18 protein-coding genes are annotated in these 18,747 nt (G+C 63.1%); 3 read left to right on the plus strand and 15 right to left on the minus strand.

Annotation, left to right across the window (positions count from 1 at the left end):
- Window position 1 precedes the first annotated feature (1 nt).
- From imuA to AB7M32_RS22955, 12 genes are all read right to left on the minus strand, one after another.
- On the minus strand, window positions 2-634 hold the full coding sequence (gene imuA / locus AB7M32_RS22900; RefSeq protein WP_454251471.1) for a translesion DNA synthesis-associated protein ImuA: 633 nt from the start codon (window positions 632-634) through the stop codon (window positions 2-4).
- Entirely contained in the window at window positions 634-1,251 is a 618-nt protein-coding gene (gene lexA, locus AB7M32_RS22905; RefSeq protein WP_454251472.1) for a transcriptional repressor LexA, read from the minus strand. The genes imuA and lexA overlap by 1 nt, the downstream gene beginning before the upstream one ends.
- 105 nt (window positions 1,252-1,356) lie before the next feature.
- Entirely contained in the window at window positions 1,357-1,638 is a 282-nt protein-coding gene (locus tag AB7M32_RS22910) for a DUF971 domain-containing protein (protein WP_454251473.1), read from the minus strand.
- Window positions 1,635-2,597, minus strand: a complete 963-nt coding sequence (locus tag AB7M32_RS22915) for a HEAT repeat domain-containing protein (protein ID WP_454251474.1) — start codon at window positions 2,595-2,597, stop codon at window positions 1,635-1,637. The genes AB7M32_RS22910 and AB7M32_RS22915 overlap by 4 nt, the downstream gene beginning before the upstream one ends.
- Complete coding sequence (locus tag AB7M32_RS22920; RefSeq protein WP_454251475.1) at window positions 2,594-3,442, minus strand: ABC transporter ATP-binding protein; 849 nt, start codon at window positions 3,440-3,442, stop codon at window positions 2,594-2,596. Before AB7M32_RS22920 ends, AB7M32_RS22915 begins: the two co-directional genes overlap by 4 nt.
- Window positions 3,442-4,224, minus strand: coding sequence for an ABC transporter permease (locus AB7M32_RS22925; RefSeq protein WP_454251476.1), 783 nt, complete (start codon window positions 4,222-4,224; stop codon window positions 3,442-3,444). Before AB7M32_RS22925 ends, AB7M32_RS22920 begins: the two co-directional genes overlap by 1 nt.
- Window positions 4,225-4,352: 128 nt before the next feature.
- A complete protein-coding gene (locus AB7M32_RS22930) occupies window positions 4,353-5,759 on the minus strand; it encodes an ABC transporter substrate-binding protein (protein ID WP_454251477.1) in 1,407 nt (468 codons plus the stop codon).
- 232 nt (window positions 5,760-5,991) lie between these two features.
- A complete protein-coding gene (locus tag AB7M32_RS22935) occupies window positions 5,992-6,237 on the minus strand; it encodes a 4Fe-4S dicluster domain-containing protein (RefSeq protein WP_003180418.1) in 246 nt (81 codons plus the stop codon).
- Between the two features lie 24 nt (window positions 6,238-6,261).
- On the minus strand, window positions 6,262-7,992 hold the full coding sequence (locus AB7M32_RS22940) for a fumarate reductase/succinate dehydrogenase flavoprotein subunit (protein ID WP_072406915.1): 1,731 nt from the start codon (window positions 7,990-7,992) through the stop codon (window positions 6,262-6,264).
- Window positions 7,989-8,744 carry a GntR family transcriptional regulator gene (locus tag AB7M32_RS22945; protein ID WP_454251478.1) on the minus strand — a complete coding sequence of 252 codons (756 nt, stop codon included), beginning with the start codon at window positions 8,742-8,744 and terminating at the stop codon, window positions 7,989-7,991. The genes AB7M32_RS22940 and AB7M32_RS22945 overlap by 4 nt, the downstream gene beginning before the upstream one ends.
- Before the next feature lie 105 nt (window positions 8,745-8,849).
- Complete coding sequence (locus AB7M32_RS22950) at window positions 8,850-9,821, minus strand: Gfo/Idh/MocA family protein (RefSeq protein ID WP_454251479.1); 972 nt, start codon at window positions 9,819-9,821, stop codon at window positions 8,850-8,852.
- A gap of 91 nt (window positions 9,822-9,912) precedes the next feature.
- Window positions 9,913-10,950, minus strand: coding sequence for an AraC family transcriptional regulator (locus tag AB7M32_RS22955; protein WP_454251480.1), 1,038 nt, complete (start codon window positions 10,948-10,950; stop codon window positions 9,913-9,915).
- 206 nt (window positions 10,951-11,156) lie between these two features.
- Between AB7M32_RS22955 and AB7M32_RS22960 the strand changes: the two genes are divergently transcribed.
- Window positions 11,157-12,101 carry a SphA family protein gene (locus tag AB7M32_RS22960; RefSeq protein WP_072406923.1) on the plus strand — a complete coding sequence of 315 codons (945 nt, stop codon included), beginning with the start codon at window positions 11,157-11,159 and terminating at the stop codon, window positions 12,099-12,101.
- 183 nt (window positions 12,102-12,284) lie between these two features.
- On the opposite strand, the gene AB7M32_RS22965 is transcribed toward AB7M32_RS22960, so the two are convergent.
- The 3 genes from AB7M32_RS22965 to AB7M32_RS22975 all read right to left on the minus strand — a co-directional run bounded on the left by AB7M32_RS22965 (window position 12,285) and on the right by AB7M32_RS22975 (window position 15,118).
- Window positions 12,285-13,583, minus strand: coding sequence for a D-arabinono-1,4-lactone oxidase (locus AB7M32_RS22965; RefSeq protein WP_454252188.1), 1,299 nt, complete (start codon window positions 13,581-13,583; stop codon window positions 12,285-12,287).
- A gap of 115 nt (window positions 13,584-13,698) precedes the next feature.
- Window positions 13,699-14,070, minus strand: coding sequence for a c-type cytochrome (locus tag AB7M32_RS22970; protein WP_072406927.1), 372 nt, complete (start codon window positions 14,068-14,070; stop codon window positions 13,699-13,701).
- A gap of 163 nt (window positions 14,071-14,233) precedes the next feature.
- A complete protein-coding gene (locus AB7M32_RS22975) occupies window positions 14,234-15,118 on the minus strand; it encodes a LysR family transcriptional regulator (protein WP_454251481.1) in 885 nt (294 codons plus the stop codon).
- Between the two features lie 130 nt (window positions 15,119-15,248).
- On the opposite strand from AB7M32_RS22975, the gene AB7M32_RS22980 reads away from it, so the two are divergent.
- Together AB7M32_RS22980 and AB7M32_RS22985 are read left to right on the plus strand one after the other, a co-directional pair.
- Window positions 15,249-16,892: a GMC family oxidoreductase gene (locus AB7M32_RS22980; RefSeq protein ID WP_454251482.1), complete on the plus strand. Its 1,644-nt coding sequence runs from the start codon at window positions 15,249-15,251 to the stop codon at window positions 16,890-16,892.
- 205 nt (window positions 16,893-17,097) lie between these two features.
- Window positions 17,098-18,720, plus strand: a complete 1,623-nt coding sequence (locus AB7M32_RS22985) for an MFS transporter (RefSeq protein WP_454251483.1) — start codon at window positions 17,098-17,100, stop codon at window positions 18,718-18,720.
- Window positions 18,721-18,747: the final 27 nt, after the last annotated feature.

Below are 18,747 nucleotides of genomic sequence, written 5' to 3' on the forward strand. Positions count from 1 at the left end.
CTCAATGCTCTGTCGGTGAGGTGAACGTGGCAAAGGCAATCGGCGCCGAACGGGCCAGCCCGCCCCGACACTTGAGCACGCGCAATTGCGCAGGCCGGGCATCGATGGCGATGCGCAAGGCCGCCGGCGACGGGTTGATGGCTTCCTGGATCGAGCGCCAGGCGAACGCCAGGGTCTGGCCGGTTTCCGCCGCCACTTGCAGGCGGCGCAGGGCCCGGTCGTCCGCCTGGCGGGGCCAGCACAGCACCGCGCCGCAGCTGCCCGAACGCAGACATTGTTCGGTGGCCCACAGGGCATCGCGTTCATCGGCCCGAATCACTGACAGATGGCGCAGGTCTACCCCGGCGTTCTGCCAGGCTTGGGGATAAGGCACGAACGGCGGCGCCACCAGCACGATCCGCTCCCCCGCCGCCGACAACCGCGCCAGGGTCGGCCACACCAGTTGCAACTCACCCACGCCCGGCGCGGCGATGAGCAATTCCGTCAACGCCGCTTCCGGCCAGCCGCCACTGGGCAACGCCGCATCCAGTGCCGCATGGCCGGTGGGTTGTGGGCTGGCGGCCGGAGGCGCAGGCCGGCCCTTCCAGACCTGGCCGCCATTGAACAGCGTGTCCAGCGCAACGACAGCGCCCATCAGCCTTGCCTCAACAGGCCACAGAACACGCCTTCAATGGCCAGGTCCCGGTCGGCTTCGACGATGATCGGCTGGTAGGCCGGGTTGCGCGGCAGCAGGCGCACCCGTTCGCCGATTCGCTCGAAGCGCTTGATGGTGACTTCACCGTCGAGCCGTGCCACGACAATCTGGCCGTTGGAGGCCTGGGGGGTGCGCTGCACGCCCACCAGGTCGCCGTCGAGAATACCGTCCTCGATCATCGAGTCGCCTTGGACCCGCAGCAAGTAATCCGGCGCCTTGGTGAACATCGCCGGGTCCAGCATCAAGCGGCTGTGGACCTCGGCATCGGCGCCGATCGGCAAGCCGGCCGCTACTCGTCCCAGCACCGGGACGTCCAGCAGCTCGGGGCGCGCGGGCTGATTCAGCAAGCGGATACCCCGGGCCTGGTGCGGATTGACTTCGATAAAACCGGCTTCGGTCAGCGCCAGCACATGCTTGCGCGCCACGCTGCGGGAGGCGAAACCGAACGCCTCGCTGATTTCAGCGAGGCTGGGGGGCTGGCCCTGCTCGGCGATACGTTCGCGGATGAAGGTCAGGATGGCGGTACGGCGGGGCGTGAGAGTCGTCATGGAGTACATTTGTACTCTTTCGGGATTTTTCTGACAAGCGCCGCCAGTCAGTTCACAGGTGGTCTGTACCGCCGTCATCGCGAGCAAGCTCGCTCCCACAGGGTTCCGAGGTGATCATGTAGCCTCAAGCCCCGCCAGGTAGGCCCACGGGTAAATCCCCCGCTCATGCCCGTCGCTGAACACCAGTTGCACCCCGTAGCCCTGGGGATTGACTTCCACCACCCGGATCCGTGGATCGACCTGGACGGTCAGCCCTTGCAGGCGCAGCGCCCGGCACCGCGAGCAGGGGCATCGGCGGCGCAGTTCGGCATGGTCCAGGCGTTGTTCCCGGCCGTCGGGCCAGTTCAGGCGCAGTTGCCCTGCGCCTTGGGAATTGCCCTGCGCCAGCGGGCTCATTGCAGTTGGCCCAAGGCAATGCGTACGGCTTTGCGCACTTCGGGGTCGCCATCGTCCTGGGCAGCCTGCAAGGCCGGGATGGCGCCTGGTTCGTTCAGCTCTCCCAAGGCCAGGGCCGCTTCCTTGCGCAAGTTGCTGATGCGATGGCCCAGGGTTTCGATCAAGGCCGACAACGCCGGGGCGTAACGCAAGCGACCGAGGCTGCGAGTGGCTCGCAAGCGCACTTGCCAATAATCGTCGCCCAAGGCTTCGACCAGGACCGGACCGGCATCGGCGTGACCGACCTTGCCCAAGGTGGTGGCGGCCTCTTCGCGCACCGCCCAGGCCGGATCCCGGAGGGCCTGGCGCAGCGCCGGCAAGACTTGCGTATCCGAAGCCAGGCCAAGGGCGCCGGTGGCCGCGCGGCGCACCTCAGTATCCGGATCATCACTGGCCAACCTGGCCAAGGCCGGCAAAGCGTCGAGGTGCTTGAGCCAGCCCAGCACGCCAACCGCCTCGCGACGCACGCTGGCATCGCCGTCAGCCAGGGCAACGATTGCCGCCGGTGCCGCCTCGAGCAGACGCAACTCGCGCAAGGCCCTGAACGCCGCGACGCGCACACCGGCCTCGGCATGTGCCGTCCAGGGCAGGATCATCCTTCCCGCCGCCTCGCTCTTGAGCAGGCTCAGGCTCTGGGCAGCAGCGGCCTGCACACTTGGCGACGGATCGGTCAGGGCCTCGCACAAGGCTCCCACCACCGGCGCGTCCTCCCAGGCTTCAAGCAAGCGCGCGGCTTCGGCTCGCACGTCGGCACTGGGGTCCTCGGCCAGGCGGTCCACCAGCCACAGCAGGCCTTCGGGTTCCTCAAGGTCGGCCAGTTCGATCAGGGCGATGCGGCGCACCCCCGGATCCTCGTCAGTCAGGCGTGGTTGCAGGGCAAGGATGTCGTCGTTGTCGGTGTTTTCGAATAGAGAGGTCATAAGGCAAATCGCGGCAAGGAGGTTTCAGGGGGAAGCCCGAGGGGATTGAGGCGCGGCAACTGCCGGCCATCTTCATGGCGCAGCAGGTCGAGGCAGTGGCGCTTCAAGCGGGAGAATTCAGGGCGGGTGACCAGTTCGGTCGTGCGTGGCCGTGGGAAATCCAGGCGCAGGTCCTCGATGATTCGCCCCGGACGCGGGCTCATCACCAACAAGCGATCGGCCAGGAACAGCGCCTCGTCGATGTCGTGGGTGACGAATACCACGGTGGTGCGAATGCGGGTCCAGATGTCCAGCAGCAGCTCCTGCATATTCAACCGGGTCAGGGCATCGAGCGCGCCGAAGGGTTCGTCCATCAGCAGCAGCCGTGGACGGTTGACCAGCACCCGAGCGATCTCCACCCGTTGCTGCATGCCTCCGGAGAGCTGGTCCGGCCAGTGCCCGGCGAAACCTTCCAGGCCCACCAGCGCAAGGATTTCATCGGCGGCCCGGTGCCGTTCGGCCTTGCCCAGGCCGCGCATCTTCAGGCCGAAGGCGACGTTGTCGCGCACGCTGCGCCAGGGAAACAGCGTGTGTTGCTGGAACACCATGCCGCGCTGGGGCGACGGGCCGGAAACGCTCAAGCCGTCGACATTCAAGCTGCCGGAGCGCGGTTGCAGATGCCCGGCCAACGCCCCGAGCAAAGTGGACTTGCCGCAGCCGGACGGCCCGAGGACACAGACGAACTGACCCGCCTCGATCTGGCAATCGAGCCCCTGGACCGCTTCGAAGGCCTGGGCTCCCAGGCCAAGGACGATGGACAACTGACGGATATCGATCCGTCCCTCGGGTGTTTGCATCACGCTCATCAGGCTTTTCCTCGTGGTCGATGCCAAGGCGTGAACAGCCCGCCCAGGCGCTTGATCAACAGGCTGCTGCCCATGCCCAACACACCGATCAGCAACATGCCGACGACGATGTCGGCGTAGTTCTGCACGGTGTAGGAGGCCCAGGTGTAGTAGCCGATGCCGTACTGGCCGGCGATCATTTCCGCCGTCACCAGGCAGAACCAGGACGTGCCCATGCCGATGGCCAGGCCGGTGATGATGCTCGGCGCGGCGCCCGGCAGAATCACCTCCAACAGGATCGCCCGGCGTCCGGCCCCGAGGCTTTTTGCCGAGGCGATCAAACGCCGGTCCACGCCTTCGACGCCGTGTACGGTGTTGAGCAGGATCGGGAACAGCGCGCCGGTGAAGGTGATGAACACCATCGACAGTTCTGACGAGGGGAACATCAGGATCGCCAGGGGAATCCAGGCCACTGCCGGGATCGGCCGCAGCACTTCCAGGGGCGGCAGCAACAGGTCTTCGGCCCATTTCGAACGACCGATAGCCAGGCCCAGCGCCACGCCGAGCAACAGCGCCGCGCCATAACCGGCAAAGACCCGGCCCAGACTGCTGCCCAGGTGCCGGCCGAGGTTGCCCGACTCTCCCAGGCCCAGCGCCGCCTGGATCACCGCCAGTGGCGTCGGGACGTTGGCGAAAGTCACCAGCCCGAGGTTCCAGTGACCGGTTGCAGCGAGTTGCCAGAACAACAGGCAGAGCAGCAGTGAAGCGGCTCGCAGGAGCCAGCGTTTGGATAATGGGGACACGAGTTTATCCTCTGATGTGTACCCCTGTGGGAGCGAGCTTGCTCGCGATAGCGTCAGATCGGTTGAATAGATGTGACTGACACGCCGCTATCGCGAGCGAGCTCGCTCCCACAGGTCGTTGGCCGAAATCAGCGAGCGGCAACGGCCTGGCTGGTGGCTTCAGTGAAGTCCAAGACCTTGCCACCCTGGGCGGTAGCAAATTGCTGGGCCTGCCCCTTGAGCAGGAACGCACTGAGCTGGCCCTTGGCATCACTGGCGAACCACGCCTGTTCGGCCAGCAGCTTGATTCCGCTGTCGCTGGCCTGGGCATAGACGGCGCGGATGCCCTTGCCTTCCTGCTTGAAGCTCGCCAGCGCGGCGAAGGCCGATTGGGCCGAGGCGTAATGGCGCACTTTCGCCTCGCCTCGCACCCAGATCTCGGCCACGTGGCGGGCGTCGGCGATTGCCTGGCCGGTCGACGCATCGCTGCTGCCTAGCGGGGTCTGGGCGTAATTAGCCAATTGCGCGTTGTAGTCCAGGTTCGACGCCTTGAAGGCGGCGCGGATGTACTGATCATCGATGAAGGTATTGAGGTCCAGGCCGCGATCAGCCTTTTTCAGCAGCTTGAGGGTGTCGATGGCGGTACCGACGGCCTGGCGGTATTCCGGTTTCCAGGTCAGGTCTCGGGTCTGCACCCCCAGCGGCCCGTGGAACAGGTAATTGACCTCGGCATCCACACCAGTGACCTTGGCGATCAACTCGCTGTACTTCTCCGGCTCGGCGGCCAGCAGTTGATTGGCCTCGATGGTGGCGCGCAGGTAGGCGACGACGATTTCCGGGTACTGCTTGGCATAGGCCTGGTCCACCAGCGCGCCGTGGAACGTGGGTGTGTTGGCCTGGGCGCCGTCGTAGATCTTGCGGGCGAAACCCCGGCTGGGGAACAGTTCGGCGAACGGTACGAAGTCGGCGTGGGCGTCGATCTTGCCGGCTTGCAACGCCGAACCGGCGACTTCCGGCGGCTGGGCGATGATGTTGACATCCTTGAGCGGGTCCCAGCCCTGGGCCGCGACGGCGCGCAGCAACATGCCGTGGGCGGTGGACGCAAACGGTACGGAAATGGTCTTGCCCTTGAGCTCGCCCAGGGACTGCACGCCCGACGCACTGGGCACCACGATGCCGTTGCCGCTGCCCTGGGTGCTGCCCGACAGCACGCTGATGAACAGGCTGTGCTTGCCGGCGGTTTCGAACGCCACGCCGTTGAACGCGCCAGGGAAATCGGCCATGGCGCCGAAGTCGAGTTTGCCGGCGACCATCTCGTTGGTCAGCGGCGCGCCGCTGGTGAAGTTCTTCCACTGAATGTCGTACTGGGCATCCTTGTAGGCGCCATCATGGGGCAGGTATTTATCCAGCAGGCCCAACTCCCGGATCAACAAGCCGCCGGCGGCGCAGTTGATGGTGGTGTCCTGGGTGCCGATGGCGATACGGATGGTTTCTGCCTGGGCAGGCAAGGTCAATGAAGCCAGTACCAGACCGGCGAGTGCTGCACGCAATAGCATGGGTGTGTCCCCTCGAATCATTTATTGGATGTCGTCTCCGCCACGATCAGGGCGCGGTGGGAAACGAGGGGTGTTCTGAATGCGTCCGGGGGTGGCCGGATGGCTTTTGTGGTGTTTGGGTGGGCCTCATCGCGAGCAAGCTCGCTCCCACAGGTTTATCGGTGTACATAAGATCTGCGACTGGCTTCGATCCCTTGTGGGAGCGAGCTTGCTCGCGATGGCGTCCTGCCAGTCAGCGCAACAGATACGGAATCTCCACTTTCACCGCCCCCGTCGGGCAGTCCTTTTCACAGGGCATGCAGTACCAGCATTCGTCGAATGCCATGTAGGCCTTCTGGGTCGCCGGGTTGATCGCCAGCAGGTCCATGGGGCACACATCGACGCAAACCGTGCAGCCCTTGTGAGCGATGCATTTGTCCTCGTCCACGGTGACGGGGGCATTGGAGCGGAAAAAGATTTCCTGGGGTTGATAGGCCATGGGCGTTCTCTCTGGGTGGACGGTTCACGCCGCGTCGGCACCGACCCGCAGCCGGTCGTAGGCCTGCAGTTCGTCGGCATCGAGGGCGATGACGTAGGGTTCGACGGCTTTCTTGAATGAAGTCATCGCGCCGTCATCGCCCTTCTTCAAATGGCAATGGCAGAACCAGTCGCTGTCGTTGCGTTGTGGATGATCGACCCGATAGTGGTACAGGCCCCAACGGCTTTCGGCGCGGAACAGCGAGGCACGGGCGGCCATTTCGGCGCAGTCGCGGATCACGCTGACTTCCATGGCGCGCATCAACTCGTGAGGGTTGTGGGCCTTGATCTGGTCCAGGTCGCGCTGGATATCGCTGAAGCGTTGCAGGCCGATCTGCATTTTCTTGGTGACTTTCGGCGGCTGCAGGTAATCGTTGACGAAGCGGCGCAGCTTGTATTCCACCTGGGCCGGTGGCAGGCCGTGCTCGCGCTCCAGTGGCGCGTAGACACGTGCCCTCTCCCGTTCGATCTGCCCGGCATCCAGCGCCGAGAAATCCTTCCCGGCGACGAAATCCGCAGCGTTGTTGCCGGCAAACCAGCCGTAGGTGAACGCACCGAGCATGTAGTTGTGCGGCACTGCCGCCATGTCGCCGGCCGAGTACAGGCCCTTGACCGAAGTCTCGGCCCGCTCGTTGACCCACACGCCCGACGCCGAATGACCGCTGCAAAAACCGATTTCGGAGATGTGCATCTCCACCATCTGCGTGCGGTAGTCGGTGCCGCGGTTGGCATGGAACTGACCGCGACTCGGCCGTTCGTTGCTGTGCAGGATCTCTTCGATGTTCTGGATGGTTTCCTCGGCCAGGTGATCGAGCTTGAGGAACACCGGGCCATTGCCACCTTCGAGTTCCTGATGGAATTCCCACATCATCTGCCCGCTCCAGTAGTCGCACTCGATGAAGCGCTCGCCCTTGTTGTTGGCGGTGTAGCCGCCCAGGGGGCCGGTGACATAAGCGCACGCCGGGCCGTTGTAGTCCTTGATCAACGGGTTGATCTGGAAGCACTCCAGATTCGCCAATTCGGCACCGGCGTGATAGGCCATGGCATAGCCGTCGCCGGCATTGGTCGGGTTCTCATACGTGCCCATCAGGTAGCCGGAGGCCGGCAAGCCCAGGCGCCCCGCCGCGCCGCAGCAGAGGATGACCGCCTTGGCCTTGATCACATGAAAGTCGGCGGTGCGGCAATCGAAGCCCATCACACCGTTCACCGCGCCCGCTTCATCGGTCAGCAACCGCGTGCAGACCAGCCGATTGGTGATGCTCACTCGCGCCCGTTTCAGTTGGCGGTAAAGCACCTTCTTGATGTCGTGCCCTTCCGGCATCGGCAGCACGTAGGCGCCCATGTGATGGACCTTTTTCACCGCGTAGTCGCCGGTTTCATCCTTCTCGAACTTCACGCCCCAGCGGTCCAGTTGCTCGATCGTTTCAAAGCTGTGGGTGGCATAGGCGTACACCGCCGCCTGGTTGACGATGCCGTCGTTGGCGATGGTGATTTCCTTGGTGTACTGCTCGGGCGTGGAATGGCCGGGGATGATCGCGTTGTTCAAGCCGTCCATGCCCATGCTGATGGCACCGCTGCGCTTGACGTTGGCCTTGTCCACCAGCAGCACGCGCAGATCGCGGTTGCGCTCCTTGGCCTTGATCGCCGCCATGGGCCCGGCCGTGCCACCGCCGATGACGACAATGTCGTATTCCTGTTCCAGGGTGCTTCTAGTCATGGAGCTGCGTCCCCTTTTTGCCGGTCGATCCGCAAGCGGTACTGGAAGGCATCGCCGCGGTAATAGAGGTGTTCAAAGTCCAGGGGCTGACCGCTGGCGTCATGGGTCAGGCGCTCGATGCGCATGATCGGCGAGCCTGGCTCGACCTCCAGCGCCTGGGTCAGGTCACTGTCGGCCAGCACCGCATCGATGGCCAGGTCGGCATGGCCCAATGTCAAGGCGCAGTCGTTTTCCAGGATCAGGAAAATGTCGCGGGTGACCAGGTCGGCCTTTTCCAGCCGTTCACCCAGGGCTTTGGGCAGGTAGGTGATTTCCAGGGAAACCGGCTCGCGGTTGATCAAGCGCACCCGTTTGATCTGCGCCACCGTGTCTCCTTCCGTCAACTTCAGGCGCTCGGCCACCTGTTTGTCGGCCGCGATGAACTTGAAACTGAGCAAGCGGTTGATCACCTCGAAACCGCGCCCGGTCATGGACTCGGCCAGGCCCTGGAGAGTGCTGACGTTCTGGAAGGTCTTGGGCTTGGCCACGAACGTGCCTTTGCCATGGATCTTGAAAATCAGGCCTTCCTTTTGCAAATCGCCCAAGGCCTGGCGCACGGTGATGCGGCTGACGCGAAACAACGCGCCGAGCTCGCTTTCCGAGGGCATCTGCCCGCCCTGGGGGTATTCACCGTCAAGAATCCGCGCACGCAGCACGTCTCGCAGTTGCGTGTGCAGCGGTACGCTGTTGAGGGAAAGAACGTTGTCGGACATGGCCTCTATCACTTGTCATAACGAGTTATGACGTGATCTTAGGGAACCCGTCCGACGCTTGGGAAATACTCTTTGAGCATTAGGTTATGCCCACACGGCCTCGCCTCAACAGCGCTGGAGAATGCGGTCCATCACCCAGTCGGTCTTCAAGGCCTCTTCGGCCACGGCGGGATGCTTCGACTCACCCCGGATATGGGCATTCATGCCGAGTACATGGTGCCACTGGATATGCTCAGGATGATGAGGAATGTCGAGGCTGACGGAGGTGTCCGTATACAGTTGCAGCGGCGCCTCGTCGAACACCGAGAAGCTGATCCGCCCCTGGCTGCCTATCACCTCCACGCGGTCCTCACGTCGGTCAGCGACGAAGTTCCAACAACCCATGCCTGTGGCTCCGCTGGCAAAACGCCAATTGGCCACGACCGCATCTTCTGCCTGATACAAGCCGTTCTGGCGAGCGGCGAAACCTGTCACTTCGACAATGTCCCCCAACAGGAACTGGAACAGATCAAGACCATGGCAGGCCAGGTCCGTGAAATAACCTCCACCTGCAATCGCCGGATCGGTACGCCAATTGGTCGCGCCGTTGATATCCGCCGATGACGCGGGCTTAGTCAGCGTCCAGGTCAAATGCCGGATGTCACCGATGCATCCTTGCTCGATCCATTGCCGCACCTTGCGAAAACGCGGCAGCGAGCGCCGGTAGTACGACACAAACAACTGCACCCCTGCAGTGTTGAATACGCGCTGCATTTCCCGGCTCTGCGCGACATTGAGGGACATGGGTTTCTCGACACAGCAATGTTTGCCGGCGGCAGCCACCAGCAGGCTATAGCTCAAATGACTGTCGGGCGGCGTCGCAATGTAAACCGCATCGACTTCGGGATCATCGATCAGTGCCTGCGCGTCGGTGTAGAACCTGGCGATGCCGTGGCGTTCAGCATAATCGGAGACGGCCTCCAAACGTCGCCCCATCACCGCTACCAGCGCTGAACCGGGCGCCTTGTAGAAGGCCGGCCCACTCTTGCGTTCCGTCACGCTGCCACACCCGATCATGCCCCAGCGTACCGTTTTCATCGTTTGACTCATGAAATCAAGGCCCCCGGCTGCGCAATGAAGCCTTTCAAAAAAGACGGGAGTTTAATCAGACCCAGCCTGAATGTCGTGGCTACAACGTTTGCCCTTCGTTGCGAAACGCGCTCGGGCTCATACCGGTCCAGCGCCGGAACGCCCGGCGGAAACTGCGCACATCGCTGTAGCCGACCTCTTCGGTGATGCGCTCGATGGACAGCTCGGGGTTGGCCAACAGGTTCAGGGTGCGGCCGCGGCGCACTTGTTCGAGCAAGGTCTCGAAGGTCAGGCTGTGTTCGGTCAGGCGTCGACGCAGGGTGCGGCTGCTCATGTTGAGATCGCCGGCGATTTTCTCGATGTGGCTGCCACGGGTCAGGTCCCGGGCAATGGCCCGTTCCACGGTCTGGATCAGGTCGATCTTTTGGTGAACCTCGCAGGCTTCCTGCTCCAGCAAGGCCAATGCCTGGCGCAGGGCCAGCGGGTGGTGATTGGGCAGGCGCATATCCAGCCAACGCACATCGATCAGCATTCGATTGTGCCGGCAACCGAAGCGCACATCCGGCCCCAATATCCGTTGGTATTCCTGGGCGTAGGACGGCGCGGCGTGCATGAATTCCACGGCCAGGGGCTTGAAATCGGGATTGGCCAGCGCCCGGCCATAGACCATCAGGCTGGCGAAGAACTCTTCCACGGCAAACACCTGGATCTCGGCGAAAGGCAGGCGGCATGTCGCCTCGACCATGATCCGGTCAGCGGCTTCTTCGACACGGGTCACCGCGATGCCGCCGGTGGTGTGCTGGTAACGAACCCCCAGGGCGAAGGCATCGCGCAGGGTTTCGCACAACGACAAGACGTGGCCCAGCAGGCCGAGGGTGCCAAGCACGTTGCGGTCACCCACCCACAACCCCAGGCCCTGGTCGGGCAACAGCTTGAGCGAACGTTGAATCATGATCACGGCCTGGCGGTAGGAAATACGCTGGGCAGGATCTTGCAGGTCATCGAGGTCGAACCCCAGGCCGCGACACAGGCTGGCGGCATCGAAGCCCTTGTCCGCCACCACCTCGGCCAGGGTTTGCAGCAGGAATGGCGATACCAGCGCCAATTCATAGGTCGGGTCGATGACTTTCATCTGCATGAGACGGATTCCGGAGCACGTTAGGTGGCGTTTTTTGTAACCGGTTATTTCATAAAGTTAGCATGAGCCGCTGGATAGGGGGGGTTAAAAATCTGGCCGCCCAAGTCCCCTCTATGGCCGCCAATACCCTGCCCTGTCGGCGGCGAACGGCTTATTTGTATGACTCGGACCTCCGGTGCATTTCCAACAATAATAATGAGCCTCCCATGAACCCGATCCGCACGACATTCGCCTTGCAACTGACCCTCGGCCTGGCCTGCGGCGGTGCCCTGCCCGCCCTGGCTACCGAATCGGGGGTGGACAACATCGGCCCAGGCACCGACGGCTTTTTTGTGTTGCCGCTGGAGGTCGACAGCCTTCCGGACCACATGGTCGCGTTCAACCTCTACTACAACCATTACAAGGCTCGGAAATTCAACATCAGTTCATTGGGCGGCGAACTGCCGGATGTCGAAATCGAATCCACGGCAGTGGTCCCGCGCATCGATTACCTGAGCCCGTTGCGGGTGGCCGGTGGGCGCGCGGGGATCTACATCGCCCAGCCCTGGATCAAGCAGGAAGTTTCGGTGTTCGGCCTGCATGACACCCGCGAGGGCATGGGCGACACCACCATTTCGCCCATTGTGCTCTGGGACATGGGCAAAAACCTGACCCTGGCCGCGGCGGTGGAAATCACCGTACCGACCGGCGAATACAGCACTGATCGACTGGCCAACACCAGCAACAATTTCTACACCTACAAACCGCTGTTTTCCTTCACCTGGTTGCCCACGGAAGACACCGAGGTGTCGATGAAAAGCACCTACAGCTTCAACCGCAAGAACAAGGACACCGACTACCGTTCGGGGCAGATTTTCCACTTCGACTATTCCGCCAGCTACCGCGTGACCGACAACCTGAGGCTGGGGCTCAACGGCTACTACCTCAAGCAGACCACCGACGACAAACAGTACGGCCGTACCGTGCAATTCGCCGGGCAAGACGTGGACGATGGCGTGCGCGGCCAGGTCTTCGCCATTGGCCCGGCGCTGCACCTGACCTTCCTCAAGTACGCCAGCGCCGAGATCCGCTGGGCCAAGGAGTTCGACGTGGAGAATCGCCCGGAGGGGGAAATGCTCTGGGCCAAGATCAGTATTCCGTTTGCGTTCTGATCGAGTCGCTGCTTCGCGAGCAGGCTCAGTCCCACAGGAGACGTGCAGGGGAATACAGAACCTTATGAACACCCCAAAACAATTGTGGGAGCGAGCTTGCTCGCGATAGCAATGCATCAGTTTGCATAGATGTCGATTGATGCACCGCCATCGCGAGCAAGCTCGCTCCCACAGGTTCTTGCTTCAGCTCAAACCCAGAATCGATGAAAGATGCCCATTGAGGAACTTGCCGCCTGGGTCCAGTGCCTGGCGCACCTGGGTGAATTCAGTCCAGCGCGGGTACAGCGCTTGGAGGGCCTTGGCGTTCAGGGAGTGCAATTTCCCCCAATGCGGACGCCCCTGGTACTTCCAGAAGATCGGTTCGATGGCGGCGAAGAAATTGTGATGGTCCATCTGGTAGTGCTGGTGCACGGAGATCGAGCAACTGTCCCGGCCCTCGAACATGCTCAAGGCGATGTCGTCGGCCTTCACGTAGCGGTATTCGATGGGAAACCAGGTGCGCAGGTCCTTGTCGCGGATCAGTGCGAGGATCTCCCGCAGGCACGCCGGGCCGTGTTCGGCCGGCACTGAGTACTCCATCTCGTTGAAGCGCACGGTACGGGCGTTGGCATAGATGTCATGGGAATCACCGACGCGGTCATCGAAATCGGCCACCAGCCGCAGGCTGTTGAGCAACGCTCGCCGGATCGCCGGAAAATCGCTGCCGTACTTGTCGAGATTTTCGATCAGGGAAACGAATTCATTGCCGCCCTCCTCCTCTGGGCTGATCGGCGGCGTGGCCGGATCCGTGGTCTCGTTCAGGGTGATCGACAGCGCATAGTCGGAATGGGTAACAACTTGCATTTCCCAGTGCTGGTTGTCCCGGGTGTTGGCGTCCACGTCCTCGAGCAACTCCTCGGTTTTCGCCACCCACTGGTGCTCGCGCAAGCGATAGGCGGCGCGGTTCTGCAGGCGCACGCGGGTCACCAGCCCCAGCGCGCCAAGGGACACCCGGCCGGCCTTGAATACTTCGGTATGACGCTGGGCATCGCAATCGAGGACCTCGCCGCTGGCCGTCACCAGTTGCAGGCCGACGACCTGGGATGCGTACGAGCCAAAAGCCTTGCCGGTGCCATGGGTCGAGGTGGCGATAGCACCGGCCAGGGTCTGGTAATCCACGTCGGCCATGTTCGGCAGTGCCTGACCGATGGCCTTGAGCGCCGGCCCCATGCGAGACATGGGCGTGCCGCCGCCGAACGTGGCTTGCAGGCTGGCCTCGTCGTGATCCAGCAGGCCACTGAAAAAACTCAGCGACAACAAGGTGCCATCGGTGGGCACCAGGGCGCTGAAGGAATGACCGGACCCCACTGGACGAATTCGCCCTTCGGCGCGGCGCACCACCTGCACCAGTTCATCGAGGTCCTTGGGGGCCAGGCGCGCCGCCGGCAGGCAACTCTGCGCACCGGACCAGTTGCGCCACGGGATCAACCGCGGCGCACGCATCAACTCGGCCAGTGCGCCCTGGCTGGCCAGTGCAGTGAAGGCGGCGACAACGCCGGCCTGTTGCAGCAGCCGACGCCGTGAGTAGTCCATCGTCATGCCGTAGTACCCGTATTCATTATTGGAAGTGTTGACCGGACATGAAAGCGATCAGGGCCAGGAACTGCTCCTCGGAACAGTGCATGCACAGGCCCATCGGCGGCATGCCGTTGTAGCCGTTGATCGCGTGGTCCAGCAGGGTGTCGGCGCCCTGGGCGACCCGCGGGGCCCAGGCGTTCGTGTCGCCAGTCAACGGCGCTCCGGCACCGGGGTTGGCGTGGCAGAGCTTGCAACTGCTGTCGTAGACCTGGGCCAGTGCCGCATCGCTGGGCATGGCCGTGAATACCGTGGGCGCGGGCGGCTTGGCCTCTTCGCCACACGCGACAAGCAACGCGCCGAACGACACGACGGCAGCGGTTCGAAGCAGGAAGGAAGGCGTGATTGCCGACATAAGGCCCCTCTTGGCGGCGCAATGGCTGCGCCTTTCTTGTTTGTGGGTCTGGCAGTTCCCACACTAAGGCACGCCACCGCGTCGGCTTAAGGTCATTGGGGGCCATAAAAGGGGGCTTGGGCGGCCAGCACTTGCACAGCCCACTGTGGCGAGGGATTTAGGGTCAGGGCAGCAGCAGGGCCTGCTCGCGCTCGCACAACTGCACCACGTAATCCCACAACACCCGCAGGCGTACGGACTTGTGCAGTTCGCGGCGGGTGCTGATCCAATAGCTGCGGCGGATGGTTTCGTCCGGCAGCAACGGCACCAGTGTCGTGTCACCGCTGGCCATGTAGCACGGCAACACGGCGATCCCCAGGCCCGAGCGCGCGGCTTGTTGCTGGGCGATGACGCTGGTGCTGTGGAACACCACCCGGGGGTTGCGGCAAAAGCTGTTGAGGAACATCAGTTCCTGGCTGAACAGAAGGTCGTCGACATAACCGATCCAGGCGTGGCGAGCCAGGTCCTCGCGGCTGCGCAACGGTGGCGAGCGGTCCAGGTAGGCCTGGCTGGCGTACAGCGCCAGGCTGTAGTCGGTGAGTTTGCGAGTCACCAACAGGTCGGCCGCCGGGCGTTCGAGGTGGATGCTGATTTCCGCCTCACGGTTGAGGATGCTGACAAAGCGCGGCACCGCCACCAGTTCCACCTCCAACCCCGGATAGCGCTGGAACAACCCGTCCATGCGACTGGCGAGGAACATGATGCCCAGCCCTTCGGTCACCCCCAGGCGGATCTTGCCCAAGGGCGCACTGGACTGGGTGATGTCCTCCTGGGCCAGTAACGCCACGTTTTCCATGGCTTCGGCGTGCTTGAGCAACGTCTCGCCGGCCGGGGTCAGTTCATAGCCCTGGGCATGCTGGACGAACAACGCGGTGCCCAGGCTTTTCTCGATGGCCTCGATATGCCGGGCCACCGTGGCGTGGGTGGTGTTCAGGCGCCGTGCAGCCGTCAACAAACGCCCGCTGCGTTGCAGTTCCAGAAAATAGCGCAGGTCATTCCAGTCGAACATGAAGCGATCCTTGAACACGCCTGAAGGCATGACTGTTTATAAACGCACAGCCACTGCGCAAAAACTAACATTCTTTTGACGAAAACTAACAACTAGGATGAGTCCCACAACAACAAGAATGAGGTCGCGAATGCAACCTGTCGTCGATGAATACGATTACGTGATCGTGGGCGCCGGCCCTGCCGGGTGCTTGCTGGCCAATCGGCTTTCGACCAACCCGCACCACCGGGTGCTGCTGCTCGAAGCTGGTGGACGCGACAACTATCCGTGGATTCACATCCCGGTCGGCTACCTGTTCTGCATCGGCAACCCACGCACCGACTGGTGCTTCAAGACCGAAGCACAACCGGGCCTGCAAGGGCGGGCCCTGAGCTACCCGCGCGGCAAGGTCCTGGGCGGTTGCTCCTCCATCAATGGCATGATCTACATGCGCGGCCAGGCCGCGGACTACGATGGCTGGGCTGCCGAGGGCAATCCCGGCTGGGCCTGGGAAGACGTGCTGCCGCTGTTCCGCCAGAGCGAAAACCACTTTGCCGGCGCCTCCGAATTTCACGGCGCCGGCGGCGAATGGCGGGTCGAACGCCAGCGCCTGTCATGGCCGATTCTCGATGCCTTCCGCAGTGCCGCCGAGCAGAGCGGCATCCCCAACGTCGACGACTTCAACAGCGGCGACAATGAAGGCTGTGGCTACTTTCAGGTCAACCAGAAAGCCGGGGTGCGCTGGAACGCGGCCAAGGCGTTTCTCAAGCCGGTTCGCCAGCGCGCCAACCTCACGGTGTTGACCGACGTCGAGGTCGACCGCGTGTTGCTGCGTGACGACCGCGCCCACGCCGTCAGCGCGCGCTGGCAAGGCAAGGGCATGACCTTCAAGGCCCGCAAGGAAATCGTCCTGTGCGCCGGGGCCGTGGGTTCGCCGGGGATCCTGCAACGCTCCGGGATCGGCCCACGCAGCCTGCTGCAACGCCTGGGCATCGGCGTGACCCATGAACTGCCCGGTGTCGGCGGCAATTTGCAGGACCACCTGCAACTGCGGCTGATTTACCAGTTGGAAAACGCCCGCACCCTGAACCAGATCGCCGGCACCCTGTGGGGCAAGATGGGCATGGGCCTGCGCTACTTGTATGACCGCAGCGGCCCGCTGTCCATGGCCCCCAGCCAACTCGGCGCGTTCGCCCGCTCGGGCCCGGAACAGACCTCGGCCAACCTCGAATATCACGTGCAGCCACTGTCCCTGGAACGCTTCGGCGAACCGCTGCACAGCTTCCCGGCGTTCACCGCGTCGGTCTGCGACCTGCGCCCGCAAAGCCGTGGCCGAGTGGACATTCGTTCGGCCGACCCGCACGAAGCGCCGCTGATCCAGCCCAACTACCTGAGCCACCCCGAGGACCTGCGGGTCGCCGCCGACGCCATCCGCCTGACCCGACGCATCGTCGCGGCCCCGGCCCTGAGCGCGTTCAAACCGGTGGAATACCTGCCGGGCCCCAGCCTGCAAACCGAAGAGCAACTGCACCAGGCCGCCGCCCGCATCGGCACGACGATTTTCCACCCGGTCGGCACTTGCCGCATGGGCCAGGATCGCGACGCGGTGGTGGATGCGCAACTGCGCGTCCACGGCATCAAGGGGCTGCGCATCGCCGATGCCTCGATCATGCCGCGCATCACCTCGGGCAACACCTGCTCGCCGACGCTGATGATTGCCGAGAAGGCGGCGCAAATGATGCTCAACCCCGCGACGAGGAACACCGACGTAGAAAAAGCACCTGCTACGGTCTGAAGAACAACAGAGACACCTGTGGGAGCGAGCTTGCTCGCGATAGCGGCCTGTCTGTCACCCACAAGTTGAATGTGCCGCCGTCATCGCGAGCAAGCTCGCTCCCACAAGGGGGTGAGTCGATTCAAGGAAAGTGTGTCAAATCAGGAGACGCCTCCCCGGCGTCGACAGTGGAACAACAAAAACAATCACTGTGAGGGATACCGCTATGTCCGAGCATGTTCAGCCCCTGGAAGCCACGCGCAGCGCCGGCACCAGCCAGGAAACCCAGAAAGTCATCTTCGCCTCGTCCCTGGGGACGGTGTTCGAGTGGTACGACTTTTTCCTCTATGGCGCCCTGGCGGCGGTGATCAGCAAACAGTTCTTCGCCGGGGTCAACGACACCACCGCGTTCATCTTCGCCCTGATGGCCTTCGCCGCCGGTTTCATCGTGCGGCCGTTCGGGGCACTGGTGTTCGGTCGGTTGGGAGACATGATCGGGCGCAAGTACACGTTCCTGGCCACCATCATCCTCATGGGTCTGGCGACGTTCTGCGTCGGCCTGCTGCCCAACTACGCCAGCATCGGCATTGCCGCGCCGATCATCCTGGTGGTGTTGCGCATGCTCCAGGGACTGGCCCTGGGCGGCGAGTACGGAGGCGCGGCGACCTATGTCGCCGAGCATGCGCCAATGGGCAAGCGCGGTTTCCATACCAGTTGGATTCAGTCCACCGCCACGTTGGGGCTGTTGCTCTCGCTACTCGTGGTGCTGGGCTGCCGCTACTTCACCGGCGATCAGTTCGAAGTCTGGGGCTGGCGCATTCCGTTCCTGCTGTCGATCCTGTTGCTGGGCATCTCCACCTGGATTCGCCTGAGCCTGCACGAGTCGCCGGCCTTCCTGAAAATGAAGGAAGAAGGCAAGTGCTGCAAGGCGCCGATCCGCGAATCGTTCGGCAAATGGGAAAACCTGAAGGTGGTGCTGATCGCCCTGTTCAGCATCAACGCCGGGCAAGCGGTGACCTTCTACGCGGCGCAGTTCTACGTGCTGTTTTTCCTCACCCAGTTCCTGAAGATGGACCCGGCCCTGGCCAATAGCCTGCTGATTGTCAGCGTGGTGATTGGCGCGCCGTTCTTCATCTTTTTCGGCTGGCTGTCGGACAAGGTCGGGCGCAAACCGGTGCTGATGATCGGCCTGCTGCTGGCGACGGCCCTGTACTTTCCGATCTTCAAGACCCTGGCCCACTACGCCAACCCGGCCATCGACCAGGCCAGCCGCCAGGCGCCGATCACCGTGGTCGCCGACCCGGCCACCTGTACCTTCCAGTTCGACCCGGTGGGCAAGGCGCGTTTCGACAGCCCGTGCGACAAGGTCAAGACCTTCCTGGTCAAGCAAGGCCTGCCCTACATCAGCGTCGCGGCACCGGCCGGTAGCGCCGTGCAGGTCAGCGTCGGTGACGTGAAACTCGAAGGTTACGACGAAGCGGCCCTGCGCGGTGCGGTGACCCTGGCCGGCTACCCGCAGCAGGCCGATGCCCAGCAGATCAACCGGCCGATGATCGTGGCCTTGATCGTCGCGCTGATCATCATCTCGGCGATGTGCTACGGACCGCTGGCGGCGCTGATGGTCGAACTGTTCCCGACCCGGATCCGCTACACCTCCATGTCCCTGCCCTACCACATCGGCAACGGCTGGTTCGGCGGTTTCCTGCCCACCGTGTCGTTTGCCCTGGTGGTCTACACCGGAGATATCTTCTACGGGCTGTGGTACCCGGTGGTGATCACCGGGGTAAGCCTGGTGGTGGGCATGATCTGCCTGCGGGAAACCCGCAACGTGGACCTGGATACCAACTGAGGGCAAAACCGTGGCGAGGGCATGGGC

Source organism: Pseudomonas sp. R151218B TE3479 (assembly GCF_053629195.1).